10 protein-coding genes and 1 tRNA gene are annotated in these 8,412 nt (G+C 72.5%); 4 read left to right on the forward strand and 7 right to left on the reverse strand.

Features of this window, described 5'->3' with window-relative positions:
* Positions 1-26 precede the first annotated feature (26 nt).
* Positions 27-692 (forward strand): O-methyltransferase, encoded by a 666-nt coding sequence (locus IE241_RS07880; RefSeq protein ID WP_190020880.1) that lies wholly within the window; start codon positions 27-29, stop codon positions 690-692.
* A 3-nt stretch (positions 693-695) separates the two neighbouring features.
* Here IE241_RS07880 and IE241_RS07885 read toward each other — a convergent pair whose 3' ends face one another.
* From IE241_RS07885 to IE241_RS07895, 3 genes are all read right to left on the reverse strand, one after another.
* Positions 696-911 (reverse strand): FmdB family zinc ribbon protein, encoded by a 216-nt coding sequence (locus IE241_RS07885; RefSeq protein WP_190020881.1) that lies wholly within the window; start codon positions 909-911, stop codon positions 696-698.
* A gap of 56 nt (positions 912-967) precedes the next feature.
* A complete protein-coding gene (locus IE241_RS07890; protein ID WP_190020882.1) occupies positions 968-2,365 on the reverse strand; it encodes a hypothetical protein in 1,398 nt (465 codons plus the stop codon).
* Positions 2,366-2,449: 84 nt separating this feature from the next.
* Positions 2,450-3,223 (reverse strand): DUF4097 family beta strand repeat-containing protein, encoded by a 774-nt coding sequence (locus IE241_RS07895; RefSeq protein WP_190020883.1) that lies wholly within the window; start codon positions 3,221-3,223, stop codon positions 2,450-2,452.
* Between the two features lie 206 nt (positions 3,224-3,429).
* Between IE241_RS07895 and IE241_RS07900 the strand changes: the two genes are divergently transcribed.
* Positions 3,430-3,501, forward strand: a tRNA-Val gene (locus IE241_RS07900).
* A 241-nt stretch (positions 3,502-3,742) separates the two neighbouring features.
* On the opposite strand, the gene IE241_RS07905 is transcribed toward IE241_RS07900, so the two are convergent.
* Both IE241_RS07905 and IE241_RS07910 read right to left on the reverse strand, forming a co-directional pair.
* A complete protein-coding gene (locus IE241_RS07905) occupies positions 3,743-4,135 on the reverse strand; it encodes a carboxymuconolactone decarboxylase family protein (protein ID WP_190020884.1) in 393 nt (130 codons plus the stop codon).
* A 109-nt stretch (positions 4,136-4,244) separates the two neighbouring features.
* A complete protein-coding gene (locus tag IE241_RS07910; RefSeq protein ID WP_190020885.1) occupies positions 4,245-5,204 on the reverse strand; it encodes a LysR family transcriptional regulator in 960 nt (319 codons plus the stop codon).
* A gap of 207 nt (positions 5,205-5,411) precedes the next feature.
* Here IE241_RS07910 and snpA point away from each other — a divergent pair, with 207 nt between their 5' ends.
* Positions 5,412-6,089, forward strand: a complete 678-nt coding sequence (snpA, locus tag IE241_RS07915; RefSeq protein WP_190020886.1) for a snapalysin — start codon at positions 5,412-5,414, stop codon at positions 6,087-6,089.
* Between the two features lie 92 nt (positions 6,090-6,181).
* A complete protein-coding gene (locus tag IE241_RS07920; protein WP_190020887.1) occupies positions 6,182-6,709 on the forward strand; it encodes a DUF1990 domain-containing protein in 528 nt (175 codons plus the stop codon).
* 154 nt (positions 6,710-6,863) lie between these two features.
* On the opposite strand, the gene IE241_RS07925 is transcribed toward IE241_RS07920, so the two are convergent.
* Positions 6,864-7,496 (reverse strand): DedA family protein, encoded by a 633-nt coding sequence (locus IE241_RS07925; RefSeq protein WP_190020888.1) that lies wholly within the window; start codon positions 7,494-7,496, stop codon positions 6,864-6,866.
* A gap of 273 nt (positions 7,497-7,769) precedes the next feature.
* Entirely contained in the window at positions 7,770-8,180 is a 411-nt protein-coding gene (locus IE241_RS07930) for a DoxX family protein (RefSeq protein ID WP_190021091.1), read from the reverse strand.
* Positions 8,181-8,412: the final 232 nt, after the last annotated feature.

An 8,412-nucleotide genomic window follows, 5' to 3' on the forward strand; every position in this document is an offset into this window, starting at 1 on the left:
TCGTCGGCGAGTCGAGGAGAACCCCCGTGGCAGAGTTCAAAGGCACTTCGGTCACGCCCGAGCTGCACGCGTACGTGCTCGCTCACAACCCCCCGCTCGACCCCGTGCAGCGAGGGCTGGTCGAGACCACCCAGCGGGCTCTCCCCACCCATGCGATCAAGCAGATCGCCCAGGAGCAGGGGCCGCTGCTGGCCTTCCTCGTCCGGCTGACCGGCGCCCGGCACATCGTGGAGGTCGGCACCTTCACCGGCCTGTCCGCGCTCTCCATGGCCGAGGCCCTGCCCGAGGACGGCAGCCTCGTCACCCTGGACATCTCCGAGGAGTGGACGGCCTACGCACGCCAGGCCTGGGAGCAGGCGGGCGTCGACGGCCGTATCGACCTGCGCATCGCGCCCGCGCTGGACTCCCTGCGGGCCATGCCCGAGGAGGCCCACGTCGACCTCGCGTTCATCGACGCCGACAAGGACAACTACATCAACTACTGGGAGGAGCTCGTCCCGCGGATGCGGCCGGGCGGGCTGATCGTGGTCGACAACGTGCTGATGATGGGCTCCGTCCTCGACCCGGGGAACCACCCCATGGGGGCCGCCGTGCGGCAGTTCAACACGCACGTGGCGGCCGACAAGCGCATGGAGTCCGTGATGATCACGGTGGCCGACGGACTGACCCTCGCGCGGCGCGTGGGCGCCTAGCGGCTAGGCGCAGCAGCCGCCTCCGCAGCACCCTCCGCCGCCGCCCTGCGGGGCCGGCGCGGAGGAGGAGCCGCCGCCCGTGACGGCCACGGCGGACAGCAGCTTCACGGTGTCCTCGTGCCCCGCGGGGCACGAGGCGGGCGCGGACGACTCGGCCATGGGCCGGCTGAGCTCGAAGGTGTCTCCGCAGGCGCGGCAGCGGTACTCGTAACGAGGCATGGGGGCAGCATAGCCAGCCCCTGTAGCCGCCGGCGGGTGCGGTTGTGCCCAACCCCCTACCGCCCCAGCTCCTCCCGGATCTCCTGGACCACCCGGGCCACAGACCCCCGCACGGCCTCCGTCTCCGTCAGGAAGTGCCACCAGTCCGGATGCCGCCCCTCCAGCCCCGCCACCGCCCGCTCCAGCCGCTCCACCGCCTCGTCGAGCGGCCGCGCATGCCGGGGATCGGGCGTGCTGCGCCCGGCCATGGCGAGCCGCTGCGCGTCCCGGATCGCGAACCGCGTGCGCTCGACCTCCCCCTGGTGGTCGAAGGACACCTCGTCCAGCCGCCGCAACCGCTCCCCGGCGGCGGAGACGGACTCGTCCGTCGTGCTCAGCACGGCCCGCACGGTCGACAGCAGGGCCAGCGCATCCGGCCACCGCTGCTCGTCCCGCGCCCGGCGCGCCTCGGCGAGCTTCTCCTCCGCCGCCGCGACGGCCCGCTGCGCTTCCTCCGGCACCTGCTGGAGGTCCTGCCAGCAGGCGGCGCTGTAGCGGCGGCGCAGCTCGCTCAGGACCGGCGCGACGCCCGAGGCGCGGGTCGTCAGCGCCTGCGCACGCGTGCGCAGGGACACCAGCCGCTTGTCGATCTCGGCGACCTTCGCCGGCAGCGCCTCGGCCTCGCCGCGCACGGCCTCGGCCTCGTGCAGGACCCTTTCCGCGCGCTGCAGCGTCTCCCGCACGCCGTGCTGCCCGGCGCCCTGGTTGAGCCTGGTGAGCTCGGGGCCGAGCGCCGCGAGCCGTGCGGCGAGGCCGTCCGCCTTGAGGCCCGTGTCCCGTACGGCGTCGAGCGCGACCGTGGCGGCGAGGAGGCCCTGGCGGGCCCGCTCGACGGCGGGGGCGAGCCGGGTGAGCTGCGTCTCGGCGGCGGCCAGCAGCGGGCCGAGGCCCTCCCCGAAGCGCTCCAGCTCGGCCTTGGCGCGCAGCAGCTCGTCCTTGGCGGCGGTGAGGTCCGCGCGGGCCCGGGCGGCGGCGCCGGAGTCGAGGTCCTCGCGGTCGATATCGTGGGAGTCGACGGCGGAGATGTAGGTGTGGGAGACCTCGTCGATGCGCTGCCCGAGGGCGGCGAAGCCGGCCTCGGCCTTGCGGGCGGCGGGGGAGGAGTCCACCGCCGTGATCGTCTCGATGGAGATGCGCAGTTCGCGCTGGGCGGTGTCGAGCTCGTAGAAGGCGGCTGCGGCGGCGTCCTTCGCGGCCTGGGCGTCCGCCCGCTGTCCTTCGCCGCGGCCCCGGCCCCAGCGGCGCGTGCCCCCGCCGGCGAAGGCGGCGGGCGCGGCGGTGACGGCGGCCGCGGCGAGCAGGGGGAGCGGCAGGAGCGTGAGGGCGAGGGTGTCCCGGGCGGCGGCCGTGAGGGCCCTGACAGCCCGGAAACGGCGGTGTGCCGGTCGTGCGGACTGCGCGAAGGTCGCCGTCACTTGCCTTCTCCCGATGGATCGCCCCTGGCCCGGATGCCATTCTCCCACCCGGTAAAGACGAACACACAGGACGGTTGGTTCGCGCTACCCCGCTGTACGGATCTTCAGCTCGCCGTTGCCGGTGTGCGCGGAGACGACGTGCTTGCTGTCGTCCTCGCGCGGCACGTCCACGTGCTCCGCGCCGTTGCGGCTGCGCGCGTCGACCCGGTAGGCGGCGCGGGGGAGGTCGAGGGTGAGCGCGCCGTTGTCGCTCTTGGCCTCCACCCGGTCCGGGACGCGGTCGAGGGTGAGGTGCAGCGCGCCGTTGTCCGAGCCGGCCTTCACCCGGGTCGAGGTGGTGCCGGTGGTGCGGACGGTGCCGTTGGAGCTGAAGAGGTCGAGGGCCCCGCTGCTGTCGGCGACCTGCACCGCGCCGTTGTCGGAGGTGACCTTGAGGTCGGTGTCGAAGCCGCGGGTCCTGACCGAGCCGTTGTCGCTCTTCACGGTCACCTTCACCCCGCGCGGGACCTCGATCTTGTGCCGGGCCTCGCAGTCCGCGCTCAGCCCGCTGCACTGCTCCTTCAGCTTCAGCACGGAGCCGTCCAGCTCCCAGGTGACCTTGGTGGTCCCGCCCAGGGTCCACCCCGAGAACCAGCGCGTGACCTGCACGTCCTTGACGTCGGCGGGCGCGATCTCCAGGGCGGAGTTGTCGGACTCGACGGTCAGCTCCTTGCCGGCCAGGGCGAACGCCTTGTGCTCGGGCTTCGCCTCGCTCGCATCGGCGCTCCCGCAGCCGGCCAGCGCCGCCCCGGCGGCCAGCACACCGGCCGTGACGAGAGAGATACGGGCGGCGGAACGGGCGCGGGAGCGCGGCTTCATCGGAACTCCGGGAGGCAGGTCGGCGGGGCGGTGTGCGTACGGGATCAGCGTAGAAGTGGATCTCTCCCGGGCACGATGAAGCCTGCTACCGAACCGAGGTGAAGCCTGCTACCGGACCGGGGGTGGGGATAACCCCCGCAGGCGCCCCGCCGCCCTGACATTTGCGGGGAACCGGGCGGTGCCATGTAGGCTGTCACCTCGTGCCAGGGCGCATAGCTCAGCGGTAGAGCGCTGCTCTTACAAAGCAGATGTCGGCGGTTCAAATCCGTCTGTGCCCACTCTTTCATCCTCACGGCCTCTTCCCTCTTCACGGCCGTGCAGCCGCGACGCCTGGGCGTCGTAGCCGTTCAGGACCTCTTTCAGCTGATCCAGCGCCTCCTCGCTGATGTCCGCCGGAGCGGACTCGGCCACATAGCGGGCCGCGGCGATCAGCGCCGCGAACTCGTAGGCGTGCGAGGTCACCCGCAGGACGCCCGGGCGGGCCCATTCGACCTGCATCGGTCAGTCCTTCCCCGTGGCTCAGCCCCGCGAGGCGAGGTACCCCTTGATCTGGCCGAGCTCCTGGGCGAAGTCGTCGTAGTCCTCCCGGATGCCGTTGAGGTAGGCGCTCCAGCCGAGGCTGTGCTTCGCGTAGTGCACCGCTTCCTGGATCTCCTCCTCCGTGGCGCCGAAGATCCTGGCCGCCTCGGTGTGGAAGAGCGTGCAGTACCGGCACTTGGTCTCGGAGTGCAGGGCGATTCCCATGAGCTCCTTGTACTTGTTCGGAATGAGGGTTTCGCCGAGTTCGAGCTTCTTGAAGAGTTCCCATTCGTGTTCGAGCAGGTCGTCGGGGATGCCGGAGAAGAAGTGCGGGACGAGCCCCAGCGCTTCCTTGATCTCCGACTCGACCTCACTGCGGCTGCGTTCTCCCATGGCGGCCACCCCTTTCGGACGGGACGAGCAGCTGTCCTCTTTATTACGATAGATCCGTGAAGTCCGGGTGTCGCGGGCGTGTCACGCCCGCCCCGGGGCCCTGCGCTGCTTACGCCGCCGGCAGCATTCCGCCGTTGCGGTGCAGCCACGACCGGTAGGACGGGTGGGCGTACGCCAGCGCCCGGTAGGCGTCCTCCAAGTCACCGAAGACGGCGTCGAGTTCGGGGAGGGAGAGGGCGCCGGGGCGGGTGGCCAGGGAGAGTTCGGCGGTCAGGGGGTCGCCGTAGAGGGGGCGGAGCACCGTGCCGGGCGTGGCCTCCGCGGTGGGCTGGCAGGCGCGTACGGCCTCGCCCGAGGCGACGAGGTCCGCGGCCGTGGCGGCGTCGCGCACGTGCACCAGGCGCGGGTCGGTGCCGGCCTCGGTGAAGGCCCGCTGCAGGGCCGACCACTCGTGGTCGGCGGCCGGGTCCACGATCCAGGCGTCGTCGGCGAGTTCGGCGAGGCCGACCAGCGGGCGGCCCGCCGCCGGATGCGTGGCGGACAGGGCGACGAACCTCGGCTCCCGCGCCATCAGGACCCGTTGCTCGACGCCCGCCGGTATGTGCAGCGGGAAACCCTCCGCCTCGTGGACGAACGCGACGTCGAGCTGGTTGGTCGCGAGCAGCTGCAGCAACGTGCCTGCAGAGACCTCGATATGAATGGTGATGTCCGTATCGGGCAGCCGGGCGTGCAGCCGCCGCAGCCATCCCGCGACCACGCGGCCGCCGATGCTGCCGACCCGCAGCCGGGCCCCGCCCGCGCCCGCCGCCGCGTCGCGGGCCGCCGCCATCAGGGCGCTCATCTCGGCGATGATGGGCCGCGCCCGGGAGAGCACCGAGTGGCCGAGGGGCGTGGGGCGGCTGCCCGTCTGGCCGCGGGTGAACAGCAGGCCCCCGACGGCCCCTTCGATGCGGCGGAGCTGAGTGGTGAGCGAGGGCTGGGTCATGCCCAGCTGCAGCGCGGCCTTCCGCACACTTCCCGCATCCGCAATGGCGCAAAGCGCGCGGAGGTGCCTGACCTCGAGCTCCACGGGGGGAGCATAACTGTGCCTCGCACGTCACACCAGGCACATGCCGGGGCAGGGTAGGTGATTGGACGGTGCTATGGCCAGTTGGCATCATCCGCACCGCTGATAACTCGTCACAGACTCTCCGGGACCAGCAGTTCACCCGACGGACATCCGGCCGGTGTACCCACCACGCCTCCGGACGTCCTCGGCACGAATGGAGTCCCCCACATGAAACGCTCCACGACTGTGCTGTCCGCGGCGATCGGCCTCGGTATCGCGGCAGCCATGACGGCAGTGCCCGCGTCCGCCGCCCCGGCGATCACGGGATCGCAGACGGCGACGCAGTCCGTCCGGTCCTCGTACGCCGGCTCGGCGGCCGAGGAGGCGGGCAACAAGGCGTTCTTCGACGCGGTGATGAAGTCGGCGCAGGCCAAGGCCGCGAAGTCGCCGGGTCTGCAGACCGTCACGGTCACCTACGACCCCAGCAGAGCGCCCAGCTTCGCCTCCCAGATAGCCGCCAGCGCCCAGATCTGGAACAGCTCCGTGCGCAACGTCCAGCTGCGCGCGGGCAGCAACGCCGACTTCAGCTACTACGAGGGCAACGACTCCCGCGGCTCCTACGCGAGCACCGACGGCCACGGGCGCGGCTACATCTTCCTCGACTACCGGCAGAACCAGCAGTACAACTCCACCCGCGTCACCGCGCACGAGACCGGGCACGTCCTCGGTCTGCCGGACCACTACTCCGGGCCGTGCAGCGAGCTGATGTCGGGCGGCGGCCCCGGCACGTCCTGTCAGAACACCCGCCCGAACAGCGCCGAGAGCAGCAGGGTCAACCAGCTGTGGGCCAACGGCCTGTCGGCCTTCAAGAAGGACGACAAGGGAGTGTTCACCACCGTTCGGTAAGCCTCTTGCCCGTCCGGCGGCCCGGTTCCCTCGCGGAGCCGGGCCGCCGCCCGTCTCCGGGCCGGCCGGCCCGTGCGCCCATACTGGAACCGATGACACACGTGCCCCCTGGCCTCACCTACCCGGAGGCCGGCGCCACCGGGCGCCGCCCGCTCCCCGCCGGCTACCACCACCTGTATGAGGTGGGTTACATCGGCCGCGGCCGCCCCGTCTTCGAGGCCGCGGCCGACGCGCTCCTGTCCTGGCGCATGCACCGCGCCGCCGGCGTCCGCATCCCCGCCGGCACCCTCCCGGCCGCCCCCGGCGTCACCGTGGACCTCTCCCTCGGCCTCGGCCCCCTGCGGGCCTCGGGGGCGTGCGCGGTCGTCTGGACCGTGCGGGAGGAGCGCCGCGCGGGCTTCGCCTACGGCACGCTGCCGGGCCATCCCGAGTGCGGCGAGGAGTCCTTCGTGGTCACCCTCGACGGCGCGCAGGACGTACGCCTGGCCGTGACCGCGTTCAGCCGCCCGGCACGGTGGTTCACCCGGGCCGCCGGGCCCCTGGTGCCGGCTTTCCAGCGCAGGTACGCGCGCCACTGCGCCCGGGTCCTGCGCGCGGAGACCACCCGCCGTGCGACGTAGAAGAGCGGACGGCCGGGCGTACGAACTCTCGTGCGACCGCGGAATCCTGTCGTCCGTCCGTCACCGACCGGACGTACGGTCGCTGCCGTAACAGGTGCTACCGAAGGTGCGGGCGAGGCCGGGCCGCAAGCCCTGCCACGCCTCTTGCTCCCTGCTACGCCTCTTGCGCCCCGGGGCGCTTCACGACGAACGCGGCGCCCGCGCCGGCGGCGAAGAGGGCGAAGAAGGAGACGGCCGTGCCGATCCAGCCGGCACCGAGCCACTGGCCGCCGAAGTAGCCGAGGCTCACGCTGTACGCGGCCCAGGTCAGGCCGGCCAGGGCGGACCACGGGAGGAACTCGGCGACCCGGCGGTGCATCACACCGGCGCCGAGGCTGACGACCGACCGCCCGGCCGGGGCGAAGCGGGCGACGACCACCAGGGGGCCGCCGCCGCGCAGCAGCGCCGTGCCGAGCTTCGCCTGCGCGGCGGTCAGCCGGCGCGAGCGGGCGATGGCCCGGTCGAAGCGGTCGCCGCCGCGCCAGGCGAGCCGGTAGGCGACCATGTCGCCCATGACGGACGCGGTCGCGGCACACATGACCAGCGGCAGCATCTGGGAGAAGCCGGCGTGGCCGTGGGCCGCACCGCCGACGGCGGCGTCGGCCGCGGTGCCCGCGGCGGCGGTCGCCGCGGTGATCACCAAAACGCCGCTGGGGAGGACCGGGAGGAAGACGTCGAGGAGTACCGAGATCCCGACGATCACGTAGATCCATGGGGTGTCGGCCAACGCCCCCAGCTTCTCCAGCACGTCCTGATCTCCCGGTACGGTCCCCCGCCGCGACGTCGCAGGGGAGCGGCAGGGGCGGCCTTCACAACCGGACAGCGTACGCCTGGGGCGCGTGTGACGTGTGAGCGGGGGTGGTGATGTTGTGCGCATCACGGTACGGATCACGACATCGATGACGCCAGGTCACGCACCGGGCGGGTCCGGGCATGTGTGTGCGCGGGGCCGTGCGGGGTCGCACGGGGTCACGCGGGTCCCCGTGCGGGTCCGGGAGCGGTCCGGACCCGCTCCGCGGGCTCAGCCGCGGCGGGAGAAGAGCCGGTCCAGGGACAGCGCGCCCGGGCCGGTGAAGACCAGGAGCAGGAAGGCCCAGCAGAACATCGCGGAGGCCTCGCCGCCGTTCTGGATCGGCCACAGCGCCATGCTCTGGTGCACGTCGAAGTACGCGTAGGCCATGGAGCCGGAGGCGATCAGGGCCGCGGTGCGGGTGCCCGCGCCGAGCAGCACGAGCACGCCGGCGACGAGCTGGATGGCGGCCGCGTACCAGCCCGGCCAGGTGCCGACCGCGATGGTGCCGCCGTTGGTGCCGGCCGCGCCGCCGAGGACGCCGAAGAGGGAGGCGATGCCGTGGCAGGCGAAGAGCAGGCCGACCACGACGCGGAAGGCGGACAGGGCGTACGGGCGGGCCGCGTCGAGCCGCTGCGTCAGGGCCGGGACCGCGGCCGCCGAGGTTCTCTCGGGGGCGGTGGGCGCCGGGGCTGAGGGGGAGGCGGCGGTGGGCGTGGGGGGCATGACAGGGGCTCCTCGTATCGGGGACAGGAACGATGAGGAGACCAGGTTAGGTACCCCTAATCGATACTTGCAAGTTCAAGTTCTTGATTCATTGTGCCCTCTGTGTGCCAGTGGGGCGGTCCGGTGTGGGTCCGGTGCATGCCAGTGG

The sequence above is a fragment of the Streptomyces hiroshimensis genome, assembly GCF_014650335.1.
Lineage (GTDB): Bacteria > Actinomycetota > Actinomycetes > Streptomycetales > Streptomycetaceae > Streptomyces > Streptomyces hiroshimensis.